This window comes from Clavibacter californiensis (assembly GCF_021952865.1).
Taxonomy (GTDB): domain Bacteria; phylum Actinomycetota; class Actinomycetes; order Actinomycetales; family Microbacteriaceae; genus Clavibacter; species Clavibacter californiensis.
Genome location: NZ_CP040792.1, coordinates 2412622 through 2434151, shown reverse-complemented (window position 1 = coordinate 2434151; position 21530 = coordinate 2412622). Strand labels below are relative to the sequence as shown.

At 71.4% G+C, this 21530-nt stretch carries 21 protein-coding genes; 18 read left to right on the top strand and 3 right to left on the bottom strand.

The genetic code is table 11. The features are described 5' to 3' along the window. Positions 1-34: 34 nt before the first annotated feature. The 9 genes from murC (at position 35) to dnaE (ending at position 11055) form a co-directional block, all read left to right on the top strand. Positions 35-1465: a UDP-N-acetylmuramate--L-alanine ligase gene (gene murC / locus FGD68_RS11760; protein ID WP_237609466.1), complete on the top strand. Its 1431-nt coding sequence runs from the start codon at positions 35-37 to the stop codon at positions 1463-1465. After that, the gene (locus tag FGD68_RS11755) at positions 1462-2706 is read left to right on the top strand and encodes an FtsQ-type POTRA domain-containing protein (protein ID WP_237609465.1); all 1245 of its coding nucleotides are present in this window, start codon (positions 1462-1464) and stop codon (positions 2704-2706) included. The genes murC and FGD68_RS11755 overlap by 4 nt, the downstream gene beginning before the upstream one ends. A 137-nt stretch (positions 2707-2843) precedes the next feature. Further along, positions 2844-3983: a cell division protein FtsZ gene (gene ftsZ, locus FGD68_RS11750; protein WP_012038543.1), complete on the top strand. Its 1140-nt coding sequence runs from the start codon at positions 2844-2846 to the stop codon at positions 3981-3983. Next, positions 3980-4711, top strand: a complete 732-nt coding sequence (locus tag FGD68_RS11745; RefSeq protein ID WP_104234856.1) for a YggS family pyridoxal phosphate-dependent enzyme — start codon at positions 3980-3982, stop codon at positions 4709-4711. Before ftsZ ends, FGD68_RS11745 begins: the two co-directional genes overlap by 4 nt. Positions 4712-4759: 48 nt before the next feature. Next, a complete protein-coding gene (locus FGD68_RS11740) occupies positions 4760-5257 on the top strand; it encodes a cell division protein SepF (RefSeq protein ID WP_104234855.1) in 498 nt (165 codons plus the stop codon). A gap of 66 nt (positions 5258-5323) precedes the next feature. After that, positions 5324-5623 carry a YggT family protein gene (locus tag FGD68_RS11735; RefSeq protein WP_043561739.1) on the top strand — a complete coding sequence of 100 codons (300 nt, stop codon included), beginning with the start codon at positions 5324-5326 and terminating at the stop codon, positions 5621-5623. A gap of 139 nt (positions 5624-5762) precedes the next feature. Further along, a complete protein-coding gene (locus FGD68_RS11730; RefSeq protein ID WP_104234854.1) occupies positions 5763-6413 on the top strand; it encodes a DivIVA domain-containing protein in 651 nt (216 codons plus the stop codon). A gap of 135 nt (positions 6414-6548) precedes the next feature. Continuing rightward, positions 6549-7466 carry an RluA family pseudouridine synthase gene (locus FGD68_RS11725; protein WP_104234853.1) on the top strand — a complete coding sequence of 306 codons (918 nt, stop codon included), beginning with the start codon at positions 6549-6551 and terminating at the stop codon, positions 7464-7466. Between the two features lie 127 nt (positions 7467-7593). Further along, positions 7594-11055 carry a DNA polymerase III subunit alpha gene (dnaE, locus tag FGD68_RS11720; RefSeq protein WP_390611012.1) on the top strand — a complete coding sequence of 1154 codons (3462 nt, stop codon included), beginning with the start codon at positions 7594-7596 and terminating at the stop codon, positions 11053-11055. Between the two features lie 31 nt (positions 11056-11086). Here dnaE and FGD68_RS11715 read toward each other — a convergent pair whose 3' ends face one another. Beyond that, complete coding sequence (locus FGD68_RS11715; protein WP_104234851.1) at positions 11087-11602, bottom strand: flavin reductase family protein; 516 nt, start codon at positions 11600-11602, stop codon at positions 11087-11089. A gap of 61 nt (positions 11603-11663) precedes the next feature. Between FGD68_RS11715 and hisD the strand changes: the two genes are divergently transcribed. The 3 genes from hisD to FGD68_RS11700 all read left to right on the top strand — a co-directional run bounded on the left by hisD (position 11664) and on the right by FGD68_RS11700 (position 14557). Beyond that, a complete protein-coding gene (hisD, locus tag FGD68_RS11710) occupies positions 11664-12968 on the top strand; it encodes a histidinol dehydrogenase (protein ID WP_182480875.1) in 1305 nt (434 codons plus the stop codon). Between the two features lie 17 nt (positions 12969-12985). Next, the gene (gene nrdR / locus FGD68_RS11705; protein WP_012038534.1) at positions 12986-13459 is read left to right on the top strand and encodes a transcriptional regulator NrdR; all 474 of its coding nucleotides are present in this window, start codon (positions 12986-12988) and stop codon (positions 13457-13459) included. 63 nt (positions 13460-13522) lie between these two features. Further along, complete coding sequence (locus tag FGD68_RS11700; protein ID WP_119372328.1) at positions 13523-14557, top strand: quinone-dependent dihydroorotate dehydrogenase; 1035 nt, start codon at positions 13523-13525, stop codon at positions 14555-14557. A 30-nt stretch (positions 14558-14587) separates the two neighbouring features. On the opposite strand, the gene FGD68_RS11695 is transcribed toward FGD68_RS11700, so the two are convergent. Next, entirely contained in the window at positions 14588-15181 is a 594-nt protein-coding gene (locus FGD68_RS11695; RefSeq protein ID WP_119372329.1) for a DUF3043 domain-containing protein, read from the bottom strand. A gap of 40 nt (positions 15182-15221) precedes the next feature. Here FGD68_RS11695 and FGD68_RS11690 point away from each other — a divergent pair, with 40 nt between their 5' ends. The 6 genes from FGD68_RS11690 to FGD68_RS11665 all read left to right on the top strand — a co-directional run bounded on the left by FGD68_RS11690 (position 15222) and on the right by FGD68_RS11665 (position 20787). After that, entirely contained in the window at positions 15222-16643 is a 1422-nt protein-coding gene (locus tag FGD68_RS11690; RefSeq protein WP_119372330.1) for a dipeptidase, read from the top strand. Positions 16644-16770: 127 nt separating this feature from the next. Next, positions 16771-17133: an iron-sulfur cluster insertion protein ErpA gene (gene erpA / locus FGD68_RS11685; protein WP_012038530.1), complete on the top strand. Its 363-nt coding sequence runs from the start codon at positions 16771-16773 to the stop codon at positions 17131-17133. 124 nt (positions 17134-17257) lie between these two features. Next, complete coding sequence (gene ctaC / locus FGD68_RS11680; RefSeq protein ID WP_119372331.1) at positions 17258-18169, top strand: aa3-type cytochrome oxidase subunit II; 912 nt, start codon at positions 17258-17260, stop codon at positions 18167-18169. Between the two features lie 12 nt (positions 18170-18181). Further along, positions 18182-19927, top strand: a complete 1746-nt coding sequence (gene ctaD / locus FGD68_RS11675) for an aa3-type cytochrome oxidase subunit I (RefSeq protein ID WP_182480873.1) — start codon at positions 18182-18184, stop codon at positions 19925-19927. A 1-nt stretch (position 19928) separates the two neighbouring features. Then, complete coding sequence (locus FGD68_RS11670; protein ID WP_104234844.1) at positions 19929-20345, top strand: cytochrome c oxidase subunit 4; 417 nt, start codon at positions 19929-19931, stop codon at positions 20343-20345. A 4-nt stretch (positions 20346-20349) separates the two neighbouring features. Further along, the gene (locus FGD68_RS11665; RefSeq protein ID WP_119372332.1) at positions 20350-20787 is read left to right on the top strand and encodes a GNAT family N-acetyltransferase; all 438 of its coding nucleotides are present in this window, start codon (positions 20350-20352) and stop codon (positions 20785-20787) included. Between the two features lie 14 nt (positions 20788-20801). On the opposite strand, the gene FGD68_RS11660 is transcribed toward FGD68_RS11665, so the two are convergent. Beyond that, the gene (locus FGD68_RS11660) at positions 20802-21497 is read right to left on the bottom strand and encodes a PP2C family protein-serine/threonine phosphatase (protein WP_237610002.1); all 696 of its coding nucleotides are present in this window, start codon (positions 21495-21497) and stop codon (positions 20802-20804) included. Positions 21498-21530: the final 33 nt, after the last annotated feature.

Genomic DNA, 21530 nt, shown 5'->3' with positions numbered 1-21530 from the left:
CACCCCGCTTCCCACCCTCCCGAGGAGACCGCACGTGATCGCACCCGACCTGACCATGGACATCCCGACCGAGCTCGGGCGCGTCCACTTCGTGGGCATCGGCGGGTCCGGCATGAGCGGCATCGCGCGCCTGTTCCTCGCGGCAGGGCACCGGGTCACCGGATCCGACTCCCGTGACTCCGACGCCGTCCAGGCGCTCCGGGAGCTGGGCGCCGAGATCCACGTCGGCCACGACGCCGCGCACGTGGGCGACGCCGACGCGCTCGTCGTCACGGGCGCGCTCTGGCAGGACAACCCCGAGTACGTGCTCGCGAAGGAGCGGGGCCTCCCGATCCTGCACCGCTCGCAGGCGCTCGCGTGGCTCATCTCCGGCCAGCGGCTCGTGGCCGTCGCGGGCGCCCACGGCAAGACCACGTCCACGGGCATGATCGTCACCGCGCTCCTCGAGGCCGGCCGCGACCCGTCGTTCGTCAACGGCGGCGTGATCGGCGGGCTCGGCGTCTCGAGCGCCCCCGGATCCGAGGAGCTGTTCGTCGTCGAGGCCGACGAGTCCGACGGCTCCTTCCTCCTCTACGACACGTCCGTCGCGCTCATCACCAACGTCGACGCCGACCACCTCGACCACTACGGCTCGCACGAGGCGTTCGACGACGCCTTCGTGCGCTTCGCGTCGGCCGCGTCGGAGCTCGTCGTCATCTCCAGCGACGACCCGGGTGCCCGGCGCGTGACCGCCCGCATCGAGGGACGCGTCGTCACGTTCGGCGAGGACCCGGCCGCCGACATCCGGATCACCGACATCGTCACCGACGGCCCCGTCGCCTTCACGCTCACCCACGACGGCGTCGCGCGCCGCGCCGCGCTCCGCGTCCCCGGCCGTCACAACGCGATCAACGCGGCCGGCGCGTACGCCGTGCTCGTCGGCCTCGGCGTGGATCCCGACGACGCCATCGCGGGCCTCGCTGGCTTCTCCGGCACCGGCCGCCGGTTCGAGCTGCACGCGGAGGTCCGCGGGGTGAGCGTCTACGACGACTACGCCCACCACCCCACCGAGGTCCGCGCCGCGCTCGAGGCCGCGCGCACGGTCGTGGGGGAGGGCCGGATCATCGCCGTCCACCAGCCGCACCTCTACAGCCGCACGCAGATGATGGCCGGCGACTTCGCGCGCGTCTACGAGGAGCTGGCCGACCACACCATCGTGCTCGACGTGTTCGGCGCCCGCGAGGACCCGATCCCCGGCGTCACCGGCGCCCTCGTCTCCGAGCGCTTCCATGACGCGGGCCACGTCGACTACCTGCCCGACTGGCAGGAGGCGGCCGATCGCGCGGCGGCTATCGCGCGCGACGGCGACTTCATCGTGACCCTCAGCTGCGGCGACGTGTACCGGATCATCCCGCAGGTGATCGGTGCGCTCGAGCGTCCCGCCGGATCCCCGCAGCCCGCCGCGTCCTCCCGGCCCCGCGAGTGAAGCGGCCCGAGGGCTTCGACCGGCCCCGGGTCCCGAAGCCGCCCGCGCCCGCCGCGCCCGCCGAGGGCGCCGAGGGCGCGGACGCGCGCAGCCGTCGCGGTCGCGGATCGCGTCCCGCCGCGCCCGTGGCGCCCGCGCGGACGCCGCCCGCGCTCGCCCCGGCAGCGCCCACGCCGCCCGTGAGCCCGCGCCCCCGCGCGGCGTGGCGTGACGACGACGAGCCCGACACCGAGCCCATCGTCCTCCCGCACCTCGCGCAGGCACCGGTCGAGGCGCCGCCCGCGCCGCGCACGGGCCGCGAGCCGACGCCGCCGCGCTCGGGCGGCCTGGCCGGCAGGCTGGGCGCTCGGGCACGCGGAGCGGCGGAGACCGCGGCTTCCGCCCGTCCGCTCCGCCGGCGCACCCACTCGGACGCGGACGGGGAGCCCACCCCTCGGGCCCACCGCCCGGCCCGCCCCGCGAGCGCGGCCACCGGAGACGCCGAGGCGCGACGCCAGCTGCGCCGCGCCCGCCGTGAGCGGCAGCGCTACGAGCGCCAGGAGGTGCGCCGCTTCACGCAGCGCGCCCGCCGTCGACGCGCCGGGCTCCTCGGCGCGCTCGGCGCCGTCCTCACCCTCGCGATCGTCGTCGGCATCGCCGTGTATTCGCCGCTGCTCGCCCTCCGCACCGTCGAGGTCGAGGGCGCGGACCGCGTGTCCCCGTCGAGCATCCAGGCGGCGCTCTCCGACCAGGTCGGCACGCCGCTCCCGCTCGTCGACCTGGACCGCGTCGGCGACGAGCTCCGCGCGTTCCCGCTGATCCGCAGCTACAGCACCGAGAGCCGTCCGCCGTCGACGCTCGTGGTCCGCATCGTCGAGCGCACACCCGTGGCCGTGATCCAGTCCGGCGCCGGCTTCGACCTGGTGGATCCCGCGGGCATCACGATCGAGCGCGCGACGGCGCGCCCGGACGGCTACCCCCTCATCGACCTGCCGAGCGCCGACTTCTCGTCCCCGCGCTTCCAGGCGGCCGCGGCGGTCCTGGTCGCGCTGCCCGCCGACTTCCTGCCGCAGGTCGACAGCATCCAGGCCAACACGACCGACGACGTGATGCTCACCCTCCGCAGCGGCAAGAAGGTGCTGTGGGGGAGCGGCGAGCGCTCGGTCGACAAGGCGCAGGTGCTGCAGGCGCTGGTCGAGGCCCGCGGGGACGTCGGCTCCTACGACGTGTCGGCGCCCGACGCGCCGGTCGCCGGACCCTGATCCCGCCCGGCCTTCGCGACACGCGGCACGGGAGTCGTCGCGCCGACCCCGAGCCCCCTAACGTCGGGATCAGGAAATGCATACTGAGTAAACTCTAAGCCTCCACCGGAGGTCGAAGGTTCTAGCGGAGGCCCGTCGTGTCGAACAACCAGAACTACCTCGCCGTCATCAAGGTCGTCGGCATCGGCGGTGGCGGCGTGAACGCCGTCAACCGCATGATCGAGCTCGGTCTGCGGGGCGTGGAGTTCATCGCGATCAACACCGACGCCCAGGCGCTGCTCATGAGCGATGCCGACGTCAAGCTCGACGTCGGCCGCGAGATCACCCGGGGCCTCGGCGCCGGCGCGGACCCCGAGGTCGGCCGTCGCGCCGCCGAGGACCACGCGGAGGAGATCGAGGAGGCCCTGGCCGGCGCGGACATGGTCTTCGTCACCGCGGGCGAGGGCGGCGGCACCGGCACCGGCGGCGCGCCCGTCGTGGCCCGCATCGCGAAGTCGATCGGCGCGCTGACCATCGGCGTCGTGACGAAGCCGTTCGGCTTCGAGGGCAAGCGCCGCTCGGCCCAGGCCGAGCTCGGCGTCGCGACGCTGAAGAACGAGGTCGACACGCTCATCGTCGTCCCGAACGACCGCCTGCTGGAGATCAGCGACCGCGGCATCAGCATGCTCGAGGCCTTCGCGACGGCCGACCAGGTGCTCCTCGCGGGTGTCCAGGGCATCACCGACCTCATCACGACCCCCGGCCTCATCAACCTCGACTTCGCTGACGTCAAGTCGGTCATGCAGGGTGCCGGATCCGCGCTCATGGGCATCGGCTCGTCCCGCGGCGCCGACCGGTCCATCAAGGCCGCCGAGCTCGCGGTCGCGTCTCCCCTCCTCGAGGCGAGCATCGAGGGCGCCCATGGCGTGCTCCTCTCGATCCAGGGCGGATCCAACCTCGGCATCTTCGAGATCAACGACGCGGCCAAGCTCGTGCAGGAGGCCGTGCACCCCGAGGCGAACATCATCTTCGGCGCGGTCATCGACGACACCCTCGGCGACGAGGTGCGCGTCACCGTCATCGCGGCGGGCTTCGACGGCGGCGAGCCGGCGTCCAAGGTCGAGAACCGCCGCAGCGGCTTCGTCGCCGCGGGCGGGGGAGCGGTCGCCGCTCCCGAGGCCGTCGAGTCCGCGCCGGCGCGCCCGCAGGCGGAGGCGCCCGTCGCGTCCGTCCCCGCGAGCGACCCGACGTTCGAGGACGACGGCGACGACCTGGACATCCCCGACTTCCTGAAGTGACCGACGCTCCGCAGACAGGCGGCGCGCACGCGTCGGACGCCCACCCCGGCGAAGCCCACCCCGGCCTCGCCGAGCGGTGGGCGTCCGTGCAGGCGGACGTCGCCGACGGGATCCGCGCGGCCGGCCGCCGTCCCGACGAGGTGACCACGATCGTGGTCACCAAGTTCCAGCCCGTCTCCCTCCTCAGCGCCCTCGTCGACCTCGGCGTCCGCGACCTCGGCGAGAGCCGGCACCAGGAGGCGCAGGGCAAGGCCGCGGAGCTCGAGGGCGCGGGCGTGGCCTGGCACTTCGTCGGCCAGCTGCAGGGCAAGAAGGCCAGGCAGGTGAGGCGCTACGCCTCGGTGATCCACTCGGTCGACCGCCCGTCCCTCGTCGACGCGCTCGCGTCCGACGAGCAGGAGACGCGCGTCTTCCTGCAGGTCAACCTCACCGATGACGACGGGCGGGGCGGCGTCCGGCCCGCCGAGGCGGAGGCCCTCGCGGAGCACGCGGCGGGCGCATCCGGCATCCGCGTCCTCGGCGTCATGGCGGTCGCGCCCGACGACGGCGAGCCCCGCCGTGCCTTCGCGCGGCTGCGGGGGATCTCGGACGACGTGCGCCGCATCCTGCCCGATGCGGGCGCGATCTCCGCCGGCATGTCCGGCGACCTGCGCGAGGCGCTCCTCGAGGGCGCGACACACCTTCGGATCGGGTCGGCAATCACGGGAAAGCGACCCGACGGCCCTTAATGTCGGGAGTGCGGTCCGGTTCGTCAGGCCGAAACGGAAAGAGGAATGATGGCCAACCCACTTCGCAAGACCATGGTGTACCTGGGACTCGCCGACGAGGAGCTCGACTACCAGCAGGGCCAGCAGCCCGCGCAGCAGCAGCAGCAGTCGCCCGTCCAGGCCGTCCCGACGCCCGCCCCCGCTCCCCAGCAGCAGGCGAAGCGCGCACCCGTGACCCCCCTGCACAAGCCCTCGACCACCACAAGGAATGCGGCGCCGGCTGAAATGAACGAGATCCTCACCGTCCACCCCAAGGCCTACAAGGACGCCCAGGTCATCGCCGAGAACTTCCGCGAGGGAGTGCCGGTCATCATCAACCTCTCGCAGATGACAGACGACGACGCCCGCCGCCTCATCGACTTCGCCAGCGGCCTGTCCATCGGCCTCTACGGCAAGATCGAGCGCGTCACGGCCAAGGTGTTCCTCCTCTCGCCGTCGCACGTCGCCGTGTCCGGCGAGCAGTCGGCCACCGAGGCCGAGGTCGAGGCCTCCTTCTTCGGGCGCTGATCCACCGAGCACCGCCATGGCGGGCGCCGACGGCACCTCCCATCGGCGCCCGCCATACTTGTGTCCGTGATCATCGTCAACATCGTCGCCACCGTCCTGTGGTTCGCCCTCCTGGCGTTCATCATCTGCATGTGGGGCCGGTTCGTCCTGGACCTGGTCCAGTCGCTCTCGCGGCAGTGGCGTCCGCGCGGCGCGATGCTCATCGTCGCCGAGGCCTCGTATACGGTCACGGATCCGCCCATCGGCTTCGTCCGGCGCCTGATCCCGCCGCTGCGCCTCGGCCCGGTCGCGCTCGACTTCGGCTGGATGATCACGATGCTCGTGGCGATCATCCTGCTCAACGTCGTCCGCGGCTTCACGGGCTGACGCCCGGCGCTCCTTCCGCCGTTCCGCGCTCCCGTCCCCGGAGCGACGCGTTCCGCTGATAGCGTTGGGTCGCACGTTGTCCCGAATCCCGCGTCCGCACCTGCGGACCCCGCTCTACGCACAAAAGAGGTGGCAGGCCATGGCTCTCACTCCTGAAGACGTCGTCAACAAGCGTTTCCAGCCGACCAAGTTCCGCGAGGGATACGACCAGGACGAGGTCGACGACTTCCTCGACGAGGTGGTCGTCGAGCTGCGACGCCTCCACCAGGAGAACGAGGAGCTGCGCCAGCGTCTCGGCTCGGGCGACGCCGCCCCGGCCGCGACCACGGTCATCGAGACCCCCGCTCCCGCCGCCGTCGAGCAGGCCCCCGTGGTCGTCGAGCCCGAGCCCACCCCGGAGCCCGAGCCGGCCCCGGTCGTCGCGCAGGCGCCCGCCGCCGCCGCCCCCGCGGACGTGGACGACGAGACCTCCAGCACGAGCAGCCTCCTCAAGCTCGCCCGCAAGCTCCACGAGGAGCACGTCCGCGAGGGCATCGAGAAGCGCGACGCGCTCGTCGCCGAGGCGCACGCCACCGCGGCCCGCATCGCCGCCGAGGCCGAGGCCGAGCAGCGCTCGAAGACCGCCGTCCTGGAGAAGGAGCGCCAGGTCCTCGAGGGCCGCATCGACGAGCTCCGCACCTTCGAGCGCGAGTACCGCACGAAGCTCAAGGGCTACATCGAGGGCCAGCTGCGCGAGCTCGACTCCGCCGGTTCCAGCGAGGCGCCCGCCACCGCCTCGTTCGGCAACTAGCACCGCACCACCCGCACGCCCGACGGCGGCGCGGGACCCGGCTCCGAGGAGCGACGGGGTCCCGCGTCGCCGTCGTCGTTCGCGCAGCCCGCGTCACCGCCGCACCACCAGCACCGCACCGGAAGAGGTCACCCGATGGAGCACCGCACCATTCCCGTCCCGGACGGCCTCGACGGACAGCGCGTCGACGCCGGCCTCGCCCGCCTCCTCGGCTTCTCCCGCAGCTTCGCGGCCGAGGTCGCCGAGGCCGGCGGCGTGACGCAGGACGGCCGGGAGGCGGGCAAGTCCGACCGGCTCGTCGGCGGATCCATGCTCGCCGTCAGCTGGCAGCCGAAGCAGGAGCCGACCATCGTGCCGCTCGCGGTGCCCGACCTCGGCATCGTGCACGACGACGACGACATCGTGGTGGTCGACAAGCCCGTCGGCGTCGCGGCGCACCCGAGCGTCGGCTGGACGGGGCCGACCGTGCTGGGCGCGCTGGCCGCCGCCGGGTTCCGCCTGAGCACCTCGGGCGCGGAGGAGCGACAGGGCATCGTGCACCGGCTCGACGCGGGCACCAGCGGTCTCATGGTGGTGGCGAAGACCGAGCGCGCGTACACGGAGCTCAAGCGGCAGTTCCACGACCGGGAGGTCGAGAAGGTCTACCACGCGGTCGTGCAGGGGCATCCGGATCCGCTCGCGGGCACGATCGACGCGCCCATCGGGCGCCACCCCCGCAGCGACTGGAAGTTCGCGGTCACCGCCGACGGTAAGCCGTCCGTCACGCACTACGAGACGCTCGAGGCGTTCCGGCGCGCGGCGCTGCTCGAGGTGCACCTGGAGACCGGCCGGACCCACCAGATCCGCGTGCACATGGCCGCGCAGCGCCACCCCTGCGTGGGCGACGCGATGTACGGCGCCGATCCCACGATCTCGGCGCAGCTCGACCTCCACCGGCAGTGGCTGCACGCGATGCGGCTCGAGATCACGCATCCCGCGACGGGGGACCGGGCGTCGTTCTCGAGCACGTACCCGGCCGACCTGCAGCACGCGCTGGACGTCCTCGAGGACTGACGCGCGACACGCCCGGAGCGCCTCCGGGAGCCTGCCTATGATTGCTGCACCGCCGACCGATCAGTAGAAGAGACCCGTGCCCCGCAACGACTCGTTCGTCCACCTCCACGTCCACAGCGAGTACTCGATGCTCGACGGGGCGGCCCGCGTCGGCCCGCTCGTGCAGGCCGCGGCCGAGCAGGGGATGCCGGCCGTGGCGATCACCGACCACGGCAACGTGTTCGGCGCGTTCGACTTCTGGAAGCAGGCGAAGGCCGCGGGCGTGAAGCCCATCATCGGCACCGAGGCATACATCACGCCGGGCACGCACCGCAGCGACCGCACCCGCATCAGGTGGGGCAACGGAGGCCAGGACGACGTCTCCGGATCCGGTGCCTACACGCACCTCACGATGCTCGCCGAGACGACGGAGGGCATGCACAACCTCTTCCGCCTCTCGTCGCGCGCCTCCCTCGAGGGCTACTACTTCAAGCCCCGCATGGACCGCGAGCTGCTCAGCACCTACGCGAAGGGCCTCATCGCCACCACCGGCTGCCCGTCCGGCGAGGTGCAGACGCGCCTCCGCCTCGGCCAGTACGACGAGGCCGTGAGGGCAGCGGCGGACTTCCGCGACATCTTCGGGGCCGAGAACTACTTCTGCGAGGTCATGGACCACGGGCTCGGCATCGAGCGCCGGATCATGACCGACCTCCATCGGCTCGCGAAGGACCTCGGCCTCCCGCTCGTCGCCACGAACGACCTGCACTACACGCACGAGCACGACGCGACCAGCCACGCGGCGCTCCTGTGCGTCCAGTCCGGCACGACGCTCGACGACCCCAACCGCTTCAAGTTCGACGCCGACGAGTTCTACCTCAAGACCGCGCAGCAGATGCGCCACCTCTTCCGCGACCACGAGGAGGCGTGCGACAACACGCTGCTCATCGCCGAGCGGTGCGACGTGCAGTTCAACGAGTCCGCGAACTACATGCCGCGCTACCCGGTACCCGAGGGCGAGAGCGAGCAGACCTGGTTCGTCAAGGAGGTCGAGCGCGGCCTCGTGCGCCGCTACCCGCGCGGCTTCTCGGACGACGTGCGCAAGCGCGCCGACTACGAGGTCGGGGTCATCGCGCAGATGGGCTTCCCGGGCTACTTCCTCGTCGTCGCCGACTTCATCAACTGGTCGAAGGAGAACGGGATCCGCGTGGGCCCCGGCCGCGGCTCGGGCGCCGGCTCGATGGTCGCGTATGCCATGGGCATCACCGACCTCGACCCGCTGGAGCACGGCCTCCTCTTCGAGCGGTTCCTCAACCCCGACCGCGTCTCCATGCCCGACTTCGACGTCGACTTCGACGACCGTCGCCGCGGCGAGGTCATCCGCTACGTGACCGACAAGTACGGCGACGAGCGCGTCGCGCAGATCGTCACGTACGGCACCATCAAGGCGAAGCAGGCGCTGAAGGACTCCAGCCGCGTGCTCGGCTACCCGTTCTCCATGGGCGACAAGCTCACGAAGGCCATGCCGCCCGCGATCATGGGCAAGGACATCCCGCTGTCCGGCATCCTCGACACCGACCACCCGCGCTACCGCGAGGCCGGCGACTTCCGCGAGGTGCTCGCGATGGACCCCGAGGCGCAGAAGGTCTTCGAGACCGCGCAGGGCATCGAGAACCTCAAGCGGCAGTGGGGCGTGCACGCGGCCGGCGTCATCATGTCGAGCGAGCCGCTCATCGACATCATCCCGATCATGAAGCGGGAGCAGGACGGCCAGATCGTCACGCAGTTCGACTACCCCGCCTGCGAGTCGCTCGGCCTCATCAAGATGGACTTCCTGGGGCTGCGCAACCTCACGATCATCGACGACGCGCTCAACAACATCGAGTCCAACCGCGGCGAGAAGCTGGTGCTCGAGGACCTGGGGCTCGACGACCAGGGCGCGTACGACCTGCTGGCCCGGGGCGACACCCTCGGCGTCTTCCAGCTCGACGGCGGGCCCATGCGCTCGCTCCTGCGCATGATGAAGCCCGACAACTTCGAGGACATCTCGGCCGTCATCGCGCTGTACCGGCCGGGCCCGATGGGCGCCAACTCGCACACCAACTACGCGCTGCGGAAGAACGGGCTGCAGGAGATCACCCCGATCCACCCGGAGCTCGAGGAGCCGCTGCGCGAGGTGCTCGGCACCACGCACGGCCTCATCGTGTACCAGGAGCAGGTCATGTCGGTGGCGCAGAAGCTCGCGGGCTTCACGCTCGCGCAGGCCGACCTCCTCCGCCGCGCCATGGGCAAGAAGAAGAAGTCGGAGCTGGACAAGCAGTTCGAGGGCTTCTCGCAGGGCATGAAGGACAACGGCTACTCGATGGCCGCGGTCAAGGCCCTCTGGGACATCCTGCTGCCGTTCTCCGACTACGCGTTCAACAAGGCGCACTCCGCGGCCTACGGCGTCGTCTCCTACTGGACGGCGTACCTCAAGGCGCACTACCCGGCCGAGTACATGGCCGCGCTCCTCACGAGCGTCGGCGACTCCAAGGACAAGATGGCGCTCTACCTCAACGAGTGCCGCCGCATGGGGATCAAGGTGCTCCCGCCGGACGTCAACGAGTCGATCGGGTTCTTCGCGGCGGCGGGCGCCGACATCCGCTTCGGCCTGGGCGCCGTCCGGAACGTCGGCGCGAACGTCGTCGAGGCGCTCCGTGGCGCGCGCACCGAGCAGGGCGCCTTCGATTCCTTCGACGACTTCCTCAAGAAGGTGCCGCTGCCGGTCGCGAACAAGCGCACCGTGGAGTCGCTCATCAAGGCGGGCGCGTTCGACTCGCTGGGCGACACCCGCCGGGCGCTGCTCGAGGTGCACGAGGGCATGATCGACGCCTCCGTCAGCGACAAGCGCGCCGCCATGAACGGGCAGGTCGGCTTCGACTTCGACAGCCTGTGGGACGAGCCGCAGCACGCGCGCAAGGTGCCCGAGCGGCCGGAGTGGGCCAAGCGCGACAAGCTCGCGTTCGAGCGGGAGATGCTCGGCCTCTACGTCTCCGACCACCCGCTGGCCGGCCTCGAGATCCCGCTGGCGAAGCTCGCCTCGACGGGCATCGCCGAGCTGCTGGCGACCGACGCGTCGATGGACGGGGAGACGGTCACGCTCGCGGGGCTCCTCACCAGCGTGCAGCACCGCACCGCGCGCAACTCGGGCAACCAGTACGGCATGGTGCAGCTGGAGGACTTCGGCGGCGAGATCACCTGCATGTTCATGGGCAAGGCGTACCAGGAGTTCGCGCCGGCCCTGCAGAGCGACACCGTTGTGGTGATCCGCGGCCGGGTCTCCACGCGCGACGACGGCATGAACATCCATGCCTTCTCCATGTTCCAGCCCGACCTCGGGCAGAGCCTCGGGTCCGGCCCGCTGCTCATCAGCCTCGCGGAGAACCGCGCGACGACGGAGACCGTCATGGGCCTCAACGACGTGCTCATCCGCCACTCGGGCGACACCGAGGTGCGGCTGCAGCTCGTGAAGGGCGACAGCGGGCGCGTGTTCGAGATCCCGTACCCGGTCACGGTGAGCGCCGACCTCTACGGCGAGCTGAAGTCGCTGCTCGGGCCGAACTGCCTGGGGTGATCCGCCGCTCGCCCGATCTGGGCGCCGGCGCTCAGGCCTCGGCGCCCGGCCGGAGGTAGCGGCGCGCGTGGTAGACGAGCGGCTCGTCCTCCACGCCCGCTCCACCGTCCTCGATCCGCACGATCACGACGATCGCGTCGTGCACATGGACCCGCTCGACGATCCGGGCGACGAGGAGCGCCGTCCCGCCCGCGAGCACGGGCAGGCCGTGCGGGCCGGTCGACCAGTGGTCGCCGGCGAAGCGCTCGGATGCCGGGCCGCTGAGGCGCTCGGCGAGGTGCCGGTCGCGCGCGCCGAGCACGTGGATCGCGACGTGGTCCGCGGCGGCGATCGCGGCGGCGCTCGACGCCGTGCGCGCCAGGCTGAAGCTGGCGAGCGGCGGATCCGCCGACACGGAGGCGAGCGATGTCGCGGTGAAGCCGACGGGGGAGCCCTGGGGATCGCGGGTCGTGACGACCGCGACGCCCGCGGCATGGCGCCGGAACGCGGTGCGGAAGGCGGCCTGGCCCGGGGCCTCGGCGAGCGTGGTGGCGGGGTGCGCGTCCATGCCTGGTGACGCTAGCCGCCGGAACCGCCCGGCGCCCGCTCGGTAGACTTCCGGAGTCATGATGCGCATCCAGGACCTCCGCGGCACCACGCCCAGCACCGCCGACCTGCTCGACCTCCTCCCGCGTCCGGTCACCGACGTGGCCGTCGCGCTCGACGTCGCGCGCGAGCTCGTGGAGGACGTGCGCACCCGGGGGAGCGCGGCCCTGCTCGATCAGGCGGAGCGGCTCGACCGGGTCCGTCCGAGGTCGCTGCGCGTGCCCACCGACGCGATCGCCGCCGCCGTCGACGACCTCGACCCCGCCGTCCGCGCCGCGCTCGAGGAGGCCATCCGCCGCGTCCGCCTCGGCTCCGCCGCGCAGGTCCCGCCGGAGACCACCACCACGGTCGTCCCCGGCGGCACCATCGTCCAGCGCTGGCAGCCCGTCCGCCGCGTCGGCCTCTACGTGCCCGGTGGCAAGGCCGTCTACCCGTCGAGCGTCGTGATGAACGTGGTCGCCGCGCAGGTCGCGGGCGTCGCGAGCATCGCCCTCGCCTCGCCCGCGCAGGCGGCGCACGGCGGATCCGTGCACCCCGTCATCCTCGGCGCCGCTGGCCTGCTCGGCGTCGACGAGGTCTACTCGATGGGCGGCGCGGGGGCCATCGGGGCCTTCGCGCACGGCGTCCCGGACCTCGGCCTCGAGCCCGTCGACGTCGTCACGGGCCCCGGCAACATCTACGTCGCGGCCGCCAAGCGCGTCGTCCGCGGCGTCACCGGGATCGACTCCGAGGCCGGCACGACCGAGATCCTCGTCATCGCCGACGCGCACGCCGATCCCCGCCTCGTGGCCGCCGACCTCGTCAGCCAGGCCGAGCACGACGAGATGGCGGCCTCCGTCCTCGTGACCGACTCGCCGGAGCTCGCGCGCGCGGTCGACGCCGAGGTCGAGGCCCTGGCGGCGACCACGGGTCACTCGGCCCGCGTCGGCCAGGCGCTCACCGGACCGCAGTCGGCGATCCTCGTCGTCGACGACCTCGTCACGGCCGCGCGCTACAGCGACGCATACGGCCCCGAGCACCTCTCCGTCCAGACCGCCGACCCGGACGCCCTGCTCGCGCACCTGCACAGCGCCGGCGCGATCTTCCTGGGCCCGCACTCGCCGGTGAGCCTCGGCGACTACCTCGCCGGATCCAACCACGTCCTCCCCACGGGCGGCCAGGCGCGCTTCGGCTCGGGCCTCGGCGCGTACACGTTCCTCCGCCCGCAGCAGGTGGTGCGCTACGACGCCGATGCGCTGCGTGAGGCCGAGCCGATGATCGTCGCGCTCAGCCAAGCCGAGGACCTGCCCGCGCACGGCGACGCGGTGACGGCGCGCCTCACGCCCTGACGTATCCTGGCCACACCATGTTCTGCCCCTTCTGCCGCCACCCCGACTCCCGCGTCGTCGACTCCCGCACGAGCGACGACGGCCTGTCGATCCGCCGGCGCCGGCAGTGCCCCGAGTGCGGCCGCCGCTTCAGCACCACCGAGACCGCGAGCCTCAGCGTGATCAAGCGCAACGGCGTCGTGGAGCCGTTCAGCCGGGAGAAGATCGTGACCGGCGTCCGGAAGGCCTGCCAGGGGCGTCCCGTGACGGACACCGACCTCGCGGTCCTCGCGCAGCGGGTGGAGGAGGCGATCCGGGCCACCGGCGCGTCGCAGATCGAGGCCAACGACATCGGCCTGTCGATCCTGCCGCCGCTGCGCGAGCTGGACGAGGTCGCGTACCTCCGGTTCGCCAGCGTCTACCAGGGCTTCGACTCGCTCGACGACTTCGAGTCGGCCATCGCGCAGCTCCGCGTGGCGCACGCCGCGACCCCCGACGCGGACGCACTCTGACCCGCGGCGGGTCCCGCGTACGTCTCGCAGGACGCCGCCCGCGCAGGCGCTAGCCTGGTGCCGATGTATCCCCTCCTCTTCCGCACGGTCCTGTCGCGCATGGACCCGGAGGACGCCCACCACCTCGCGTCCACGGCCATCGCCCTCCTCCCGTCGTCCGGCCTCGGCTGGATCGCCCGGCGGCTGACGGCGCCGGATCCGTCGCTCGCGGTCGACGCCCTCGGCCTCCGCTTCCCGTCCCCGTTCGGCGTCGCCGCGGGCTTCGACAAGGACGCGCAGGCCGTGCTCGGCCTCGGCCAGCTGGGTTTCGGCCACGTCGAGGTCGGCACCGTCACGGCCGAGGCGCAGCCGGGCAACCCGCGACCGCGCCTGTTCCGCCTGATCGAGGACCGCGCCGTCATCAACCGCATGGGCTTCAACAACGGGGGAGCGGCCGCTCTCGCCGACCGGCTCCGTCGCCTGCGGTCCCGGCGCGACCGGCCCGTCATCGGCGTCAACATCGGCAAGACCCGCGCCGTGGCCGTCGACGACGCCGTCGCCGACTACGTCCGGTCCGCGCGCCTCGTCGCCCCGGTCGCCGACTACCTCGCGGTCAACGTCAGCTCGCCGAACACGCCGGGGCTCCGCGGGCTGCAGGAGATCGAGCTGCTCCGGCCCCTCCTCACGAGCATCCGCGACGCCGCGGAGGGCGTGCCGGTGCTCGTGAAGATCGCGCCCGACCTGCAGGACGCCGAGGTCGAGCGGATCGCCGAGCTCGCCACGGAGCTGGGCCTCGCGGGCGTCATCGCCACGAACACCACGCTGTCCCGCGCGGATCTGCGCACGGACGCCGCGGTCGTCGAGGCGGCAGGCGCGGGCGGGCTGTCGGGGGCGCCGCTCGCCCCGCGCGCGCTCGAGGTGCTCCGGATCCTGCGCCGCGCGCTGCCCGCCGAGTCGTGCGTCATCTCCGTCGGCGGCGTGGACACGGCGGAGGACGTGCAGGCACGGCTCGACGCCGGCGCCACCCTGGTGCAGGGCTACACGGCCTTCCTCTACCGCGGTCCGCTCTGGGCGAGGTCGGTCAACGCCGGCCTCGCGCGGATCCGCCGCACACGGTGACGCGCACGCGCCGACGGCGCGTGCACGCGATCAGCTGAAGGTGACCTTCTCGCGCCGCTTCACCTGGGGCTTGGGCAGGCGCATCGGCCGCATCTGGATCGTGCGCATCCCCGTGTACCACCGGATCCCGCGCTCGACGCGATCGGCGCCGACGCGGGCGACGATGGCTGCCCGTACGCGGCGTCCGGTGAAGTAGGCGTCGATGATCGCGGCGATGACGAACACGTAGATCGACAGCAGCGGGATCGCCGACAGGTTCGGCAGCACGAAGGTGAGCACGACGACGACGCCCATCACGGGGAGCAGCAGCTCGCCGACGCTCCAGCGTGCGTCCACCACGTCGCGGGCGAACCGCTTCTGCGGGCCCTTGTCGCGGACGGGCAGGTAGCGCTCGTCGCCGGCGGCCATGCCCGCGTTGGCCCGGGCGCGCGCCTCGCGCGCCTTCTCCTTGGCCTGCTGCGCCGCGAGCTTGCGGTCCTGGGGCACGAGCGGGCGGAGGTTCGCGGCCTCCCGCTCCCGACGAGTCGGGGTGGGGCCCTTCTTCCCGTCGGCCGTGCGGCCGTCGACGGGCGCCGGGGCGCTCGTCTCGGCGGGGGTCTCTGCGGGGGTGTGCTGCTTCGCCACGTCTCTCGTCCTTGCCTGGAGTGAATCTAAGATTACCTGCATGACGCCTCCCGACACCTCCGCAGACGCCGTGACCGCACCGGACCAGGAGGTCGTCGACCGGCTCGCCGCCGCCGTCGCGGGAGGGCTGCCCAGCACGATCGCCGAGCTCTCGGCGCTCGTGCGCATCCCCTCCGTCTCCTGGCCGGCCTTCGATCCGACGCACGTCGCCGCCAGCGCGGACGCCGTGGCAGGGCTCCTCGCCGGGCTCGGCGTCTTCGACGACGTCTCCGTGCACCGCGCCACGACACCCTCGGGCGACGACGGGCAGCCCGCGGTCCTCGCCACGCGCGCCGCGCGGAACGGCAAGCCCACGGTGCTCCTCTACGCCCACCACGACGTGCAGCCCCCCGGAGCGGACGAGCACTGGGAGACGCCGCCCTTCGAGCCGACCCTCCGCGGCGACCGCCTGCACGGGCGCGGGGCCTCCGACGACAAGGCCGGCATCATGACGCACGTGGCGGCCATCCGCGCGCTCGTCGAGGCGGAGGGCGACGACCTCGACCTCGGCCTCGCCGTCTTCATCGAGGGTGAGGAGGAGGCCGGATCCCGCTCCTTCTCCGACTTCCTCGCCACGCACCACGACGCCCTCGCCGCCGACGTCATCGTGGTCGCCGACAGCGACAACTGGGACGTCGACACCCCCTCCATCACGATCGCCCTCCGCGGCAACGTCACGTTCCGCCTCACGGTGCGCACGCTCGACCACGCGTCGCACTCCGGCATGTTCGGCGGCGCCGTCCCCGACGCGATGATGGCGGCCGTCCGTCTCCTCGACTCCCTGTGGGACGAGCGAGGATCCGTCGCCGTCGCGGGCCTCACCTCGACCGACATGGACACGCCGGCTTACGACGACGCGCGCCTCGCCGAGGAGGCGGCGCTGCTGCCCGGCGTCTCCGCGGTGGGCACCGGCCCGATCCTCACCCGCCTCTGGGCGCAGCCCTCCATCACCGTCACGGGCATCGACGCGCCCTCCGTCGCGAACGCGAGCAACACGCTCCTCCCGGAGGTGTCCGTCCGCATCAGCGCGCGCATCGCCCCCGGCCAGACGGCCGCGGACGCGTACCGCGCCCTCGAGGCGCACGTAGAGCGGAACCGTCCCTTCGGCGCGCACGTCGAGATCAGCGACGTCGACCAGGGCGATCCCTTCCTGGTCGACACGACGGGCTGGGCCATGGCCGAGGCCACCGCCGCCATGACCGCCGGCTGGGGCCGCGCGCCCGTGCAGGCCGGCATCGGCGGATCCATCCCCTTCATCGCCGACCTCGTCGAGGCGTTCCCGTCCGCCCAGATCCTGGTGACAGGCGTCGAGGACCCGGACACGCGCGCCCACAGCCCGAACGAGTCGCAGCACCTGGGCGTGCTGCGGCGCGCGATCCTCAGCGAGGCCGTCCTGCTGTCGCGCATCGCGCGCCGCAGCTGACGGGCCCCTCCCGACCGCCGAAGGGATCGGGCCGGCGGTCGGGAACACCCGGGTGACTCCCGCGGTTGCACGACGTAGACTCCACCGGAGTCGCCCGACCGCAGATCCCACCACCCGAGGAGTGCTCATGACCGACACCACGCTGACCGAGACCGCCCAGGCGGCCCACCGCGTCGGACTCACGGACACCGCGGCGAGCAAGGTCAAGAGCCTGCTCCAGCAGGAGGGCCGCGAGGACCTCCGCCTCCGCGTCGCCGTCCAGCCCGGCGGCTGCTCTGGCCTCATCTACCAGCTCTACTTCGACGAGCGCGAGCTCGACGGCGACGCCACGGTCGACTTCGACGGGGTCGAGGTCATCGTCGACAAGATGAGCGTCCCGTACCTCGACGGCGCCACCATCGACTTCGAGGACACCATCCAGAAGCAGGGCTTCACCATCGACAACCCGAACGCCGGCGGGTCGTGCGCGTGCGGGGACTCGTTCCACTGACACACGGAACGGTAAGCGGATCTGGGCCCGGAAACACGGGGCCGGAGCAGGGAGTCGTCCTTCGGGCGGCTCCCTGTCGCGTAGTGTGGGACCCGTCACATCCGGTTCTTCGAAGGGTCTGCACGTGCGCTTCACTCGCCGTCAACGTTGGCTGACGATCCCCGTCGCCCTGGGCATCTCGGTACTCCTCGCGGGGTGCACGCAGCAGCAGCTCCAGGGCTTCCTGCCGACGGAGCCGGGCACGACCAACCACGTCGACTCGGTCATCGGCCTGTGGGTCACCGCCTGGATCGTCCTCCTCGCGGTGGGCGTCCTCACCTGGGGCCTCACCATCTGGGCCGCGGTCGTGTACCGCCGCCGGAAGGGCCAGACCGGCCTCCCCGTGCAGATGCGCTACAACATGCCGATCGAGATCTTCTACACGATCGTGCCGCTGATCCTCGTCCTCGGCTTCTTCGCCTTCACCGCGAAGGACCAGGCCGCGATCGAGGCCCGCTTCGACAAGCCCGAGGTCAAGGTCCAGGTCTTCGGCAAGCAGTGGGCCTGGGACTTCAACTACCTCGGCGGCGAGACCGAGGCCGGCCAGCCCATCGAGGGCGGCGCGTACGAGCAGGGCGTCCAGGCGGTCGACGACCCGAACGGTCCCCAGGGATCCATCGACAAGGACAAGCTCCCGACGCTGTACCTGCCGGTCAACACCAAGGTCGAGCTCGAGCTCAACACCCGCGACACGCTGCACTCCTTCTGGGTCGTGGACTTCCTGTACAAGAAGGACCTCATCTCGGGCAAGACGAACTACATGACGTTCATCCCGGAGAAGGAGGGGACGTACATGGGCAAGTGCGCCGAGCTCTGCGGCGAGTACCACTCCCTCATGCTGTTCCAGGTGAAGGTCGTCTCCGTCGACGAGTACAACGCCTACATCGAGACGCAGAAGGCCGCCGGCTTCGAGGGAGACCTCGGCAAGGACTACGACCGCCTGCAGAACCTCCCCGGTACCGACGTGCCGGCCACCACCGAGTCGTCCGAGAAGTAGGGCACACACACCGTGACATCGACACTCAACCGTCCCACCGCGATCCCCGCGGGACAGGCGAAGGTCCTCGAGGACTCCGGCAAGGCCGAACGGCGTGGGAACGTCGTCGTCAACTGGATCACCTCCACGGACCACAAGACCATCGGGTACCTGTACCTCATCACCTCGTTCCTCTACTTCTGCCTCGGCGGCGTGATGGCCCTTGTGATCCGCGCGCAGCTCTTCGAGCCGGGCCTGCACGTCGTGGAGACGAAGGAGCAGTACAACCAGCTCTTCACCATGCACGGCACGATCATGCTGCTGATGTTCGCGACGCCGCTCTTCGCCGGCTTCGCCAACGTGCTCATGCCGCTGCAGATCGGCGCTCCTGACGTCGCGTTCCCGCGCCTCAACGCCTTCGCGTACTGGCTGTTCAACTTCGGGTCGCTCATCGCGGTCGCCGGTTTCCTCACCCCGGCCGGCGCGGCATCGTTCGGCTGGTTCGCCTACGCGCCGCTGTCGAGTACGACGTTCTCGCCAGGGTTGGGAGGCAATCTCTGGGTCATGGGCCTCGCGCTCAGCGGCTTCGGCACCATCCTCGGCGCGGTCAACTTCGTCACGACCATCATCACGATGCGCGCACCCGGCATGACCATGTTCCGCATGCCGATCTTCACGTGGAACATCCTCGTGACGTCGATCCTCGTCCTCATGGCGTTCCCGGTCCTCGCGGCCGCGCTCTTCGGCCTCGGTGCCGACCGCATATTCGACGCGCACATCTACGACCCCGCGAACGGCGGCGCCATCCTCTGGCAGCACCTCTTCTGGTTCTTCGGGCACCCCGAGGTGTACATCATCGCGCTGCCGTTCTTCGGCATCGTGTCGGAGGTCTTCCCGGTCTTCAGCCGCAAGCCGATCTTCGGCTACAAGACCCTCGTGTACGCGACCATCTCCATCGCGGCCCTCTCGGTCACGGTGTGGGCGCACCACATGTACGTCACCGGATCCGTCCTCCTGCCGTTCTTCTCGCTCATGACCATGCTCATCGCGGTCCCCACCGGCGTGAAGATCTTCAACTGGATCGGCACGATGTGGCGTGGCTCGGTCACGTTCGAGACGCCCATGCTGTGGGCCATCGGATTCCTCATCACGTTCACGTTCGGCGGCCTCACGGGCGTCATCCTGGCGTCGCCCCCGCTCGACTTCCACGTGTCCGACACGTACTTCGTCGTGGCGCACTTCCACTACGTCGTGTTCGGCACCGTCGTGTTCGCCATGTTCTCCGGCTTCTACTTCTGGTGGCCGAAGTGGACGGGCAAGATGCTCAACGAGCGACTCGGCAAGGTCCACTTCTGGCTGCTCTTCGTCGGCTTCCACACGACGTTCCTCATCCAGCACTGGCTGGGCGTCATGGGCATGCCGCGTCGTTACGCGACGTACCAGCCCGAGGACGACTTCACGTGGATGAACCAGCTGTCCACCATCGGCGCCGGCATCCTCGCGCTGTCGATGATCCCGTTCTTCCTGAACGTCTGGATCACCGCGCGCACCGCTCCGCGCGTCACCGTGAACGACCCGTGGGGCTACGGCCGCTCGCTCGAGTGGGCGACCTCCTGCCCGCCGCCGCGGCACAACTTCACGTCCATCCCGCGGATCCGCTCGGAGGCCCCGGCCTTCGACCTCAACCACCCCGAGGCGGGCATCCCCGTGGGAATCGGTCCGGCCAAGGACGCCCCCGATGCCGCGACCTACGACATCTCCAGCGACAAGGTGAAGTGACGTGCGCGCCAATAGGAACCTCTTCTACGTCCTCGCGGTCTTCTTCGTCCTCGCGGCGGGCGCGTACACGGTGTGGCATGTCATCGACACCGGTCAGGTCGAGTGGGTCGGCACGCTGGCCATCGCTCTCTCGGGCGCCCTGGCGGGCTTCATCGGATTCTTCGTCGCCCGGCTCTACGCCGCCCAGAACGGGGAGCTCCCGGAGGACCGCAGCGACGCCAACGTCGACGACGGCGATCCGGAGCTGGGCTTCTTCAGCCCCTGGAGCTGGTGGCCCGTCATCCTCGCGGCTAGCGCGGCCTCGGTGTTCCTCGGTCTCGCCGTAGGCATCTGGATCGCGATCATCGGCGGCGGGCTCGCCATCATCGCGCTCGTAGGCTGGACCTACGAGTACTACCGCGGCTACTTCGCGCGCTGATCCGATGGTCGACATCCGGCACGCGCAGGCAACCGACGGGAACGCGGTCTTCGCGCTCTGCCAGCAGCTCGACATGATCAACGCTCCGGCTACCCGCGACGACTTCGACGTCACCTTCTTCCACATCCTCCGGGCCACCAAGGACGAGGGGCGGGACGTCCTCCTCGTCGCGGAAGAGGCGGGCGCGGTCGTCGGATACGCGTACCTCGTAGTGAGCCGCCTGCTCTACGCGGGCGGATTGAGCGCCCACCTCGAGGAGCTCGTCGTCGACGCCGGAGCCAGGAGCGGGGGCACGGGCTCCGCTCTCGTGCGGGCCGTGGAGCGGCTCTGTGCCGATCGGGGCGTCGGGCAGATCACCATGAGCACGCGACGTGCCGGGGAGTTCTACAAGCGCCTGGGATACCAGCGCACTGCCGAGTTCTACAAGAAGCTCCTGCGCTAGATCCGCTCCGCTCGTCACGATGTCCGGTCTCCTCGAGAGGCCGGGCATCCGCGCGTCCGGGCGTCCGTCGTCGCGGCACGCGCTGGGCGTCCGATGCGGCGCCGGCCCTTGTCGCGTGTGCCAGGGGGTGGTCGGCGAGCTGTCGTGCAGGGCAGTCGGCGGATCGCCACGACCGTGACGTCATCCGGGGGCGTGGTCTCCGCGACGAGGCGGATGATGTTCGCGACAGCCGCGACAGCCGCGACAGCCGCGACAGCCGCGACAGCCGCGACAGCCGCGACACCAGCGACACCAGCGACACCAGCGCGGTCGGCGTCCATCGCAGTCCGCGCGGGGAGATCCTTCGACGCGATGGTCCCGTCGAAGCGGTCGAGCGCGCCGTCGCCGCACACGCGGAGCATGTCGCCGGGTTCCAGCCGCACCGTCGACGGCAACCACCGCTGAGTGCCCAGGACGCCGGGCGGGAGGTCCGGCGACGGGATGGGTCCGCGGGAACCGTTAGCACGGCAGACGACGGTGAGGCCGTGGCCGGCGTCGACCAGCGCGATGTCGCCGCTCTGCGCGTCGAGCCGGAGATGCAGGAGCGCGACGAACCCGTCGTTTGCGCCGAGGTCGGATTCGACGGCGCGGTCGACCACGGCGAGCGTCCGCCCCGGATCCGGCGACGTCGATGCGACCCGTAGCGCGGCACGCACGGTGGCCGCGATCATGGCCGGGCACGCGACCTTGGCCATGAGTCGGCG

What these genes read in the sequence shown, in the direction of transcription:
- FGD68_RS11700 (WP_119372328.1), top strand. Translation starts at nt 13,523, where the DNA reads ATGTATCCCCTCCTCTTCCGCACGGTCCTGTCGCGCATGGACCCGGAG.
- hisD (WP_182480875.1), top strand. Translation starts at nt 11,664, where the DNA reads ATGCGCATCCAGGACCTCCGCGGCACCACGCCCAGCACCGCCGACCTG.
- FGD68_RS11725 (WP_104234853.1), top strand. Translation starts at nt 6,549, where the DNA reads ATGGAGCACCGCACCATTCCCGTCCCGGACGGCCTCGACGGACAGCGC.
- FGD68_RS11660 (WP_237610002.1), bottom strand. Translation starts at nt 21,497, where the DNA reads ATGATCGCGGCCACCGTGCGTGCCGCGCTACGGGTCGCATCGACGTCG.
- erpA (WP_012038530.1), top strand. Translation starts at nt 16,771, where the DNA reads ATGACCGACACCACGCTGACCGAGACCGCCCAGGCGGCCCACCGCGTC.
- nrdR (WP_012038534.1), top strand. Translation starts at nt 12,986, where the DNA reads ATGTTCTGCCCCTTCTGCCGCCACCCCGACTCCCGCGTCGTCGACTCC.
- dnaE (WP_390611012.1), top strand. Translation starts at nt 7,594, where the DNA reads ATGCTCGACGGGGCGGCCCGCGTCGGCCCGCTCGTGCAGGCCGCGGCC.
- FGD68_RS11715 (WP_104234851.1), bottom strand. Translation starts at nt 11,602, where the DNA reads ATGGACGCGCACCCCGCCACCACGCTCGCCGAGGCCCCGGGCCAGGCC.
- FGD68_RS11740 (WP_104234855.1), top strand. Translation starts at nt 4,760, where the DNA reads ATGGCCAACCCACTTCGCAAGACCATGGTGTACCTGGGACTCGCCGAC.
- FGD68_RS11730 (WP_104234854.1), top strand. Translation starts at nt 5,763, where the DNA reads ATGGCTCTCACTCCTGAAGACGTCGTCAACAAGCGTTTCCAGCCGACC.
- FGD68_RS11690 (WP_119372330.1), top strand. Translation starts at nt 15,222, where the DNA reads ATGACGCCTCCCGACACCTCCGCAGACGCCGTGACCGCACCGGACCAG.
- FGD68_RS11665 (WP_119372332.1), top strand. Translation starts at nt 20,350, where the DNA reads ATGGTCGACATCCGGCACGCGCAGGCAACCGACGGGAACGCGGTCTTC.